The organism is Sphingomonas sp. ERG5, assembly GCF_000803065.1.
GTDB lineage: Bacteria > Pseudomonadota > Alphaproteobacteria > Sphingomonadales > Sphingomonadaceae > Sphingomonas.
Genome location: NZ_JSXI01000040.1, coordinates 1 through 790, shown reverse-complemented (window position 1 = coordinate 790; position 790 = coordinate 1). Strand labels below are relative to the sequence as shown.

The following is a 790-nucleotide window of genomic DNA, read 5'->3' as shown; positions in this document are numbered from 1 at the left end:
TAACATCAAACGCGCAATCGCCCTGATGGGAGCAACCGGTCTGATCGCCGCGATGCAGCAGTAAGAATGCCCGTGCCGCAGCTCAATGCGCCGCCGCTCAAATGGCGTTTTCACACAGCCTCGGTGGAAAGCGGACGTTAGGATTTTCGCGTTAGGCAGATGAACATGGAAGACGGCTACACTCCAACTGCCGACTTTTTGGTGATGGTCGCCAACGACGAAATCCCGCTCACGGGTAGCGATTTCGCTGACCACAATCTGCGGACGCTCATCGCTTACACCCGCGATGAGGATGTATCGAACCGAGACTGGGCGACCATGCTACTGGCACAGCAGGAGATCGATACATCTGAAATACGAGATGCGCTCGTTACAGCAACCGCCGACGAAGACTCCTGCGTTCGTGGGGAAGCACTGCAAGGATTGGCAGACAGGGACGCGGGCATGGCTCTACCCATTTTGCAGCGCGAACTCGAACAGGACGACTGTGCCTACGCAACGTTTCAGGCTGCCCGCATCGTTGCTGATCCTTCCCTCTTAAAAGGTTTGCGGCGATGGGTAGGCCGAGGTGGCGCACCATGGATCGATGACGAAATTACGGATGCGATTGCAGCTTGTGCCGGGGAGCAATCACAGGATGGTTGACGGCTGATTTTGGGGCGGTGCACGAACCCGCTGCGCGGGATTGGCGTGCGCGGTGAGGTCGAGACGTAGATACGAGGTTTGCGCCTGAGTTGAGCGCCGCCTGAGGCGGGCAGACCATCGAGGCTCCTTCAACTGAGGAGTCATA

1 protein-coding gene is annotated in these 790 nt (G+C 57.8%); it reads left to right on the top strand.

What is annotated here, in order from left to right; genetic code table 11:
• Positions 1 to 165 precede the first annotated feature (165 nt).
• On the top strand, positions 166 to 645 hold the full coding sequence (locus OO12_RS14460; RefSeq protein WP_034159427.1) for a HEAT repeat domain-containing protein: 480 nt from the start codon (positions 166 to 168) through the stop codon (positions 643 to 645).
• Positions 646 to 790: the final 145 nt, after the last annotated feature.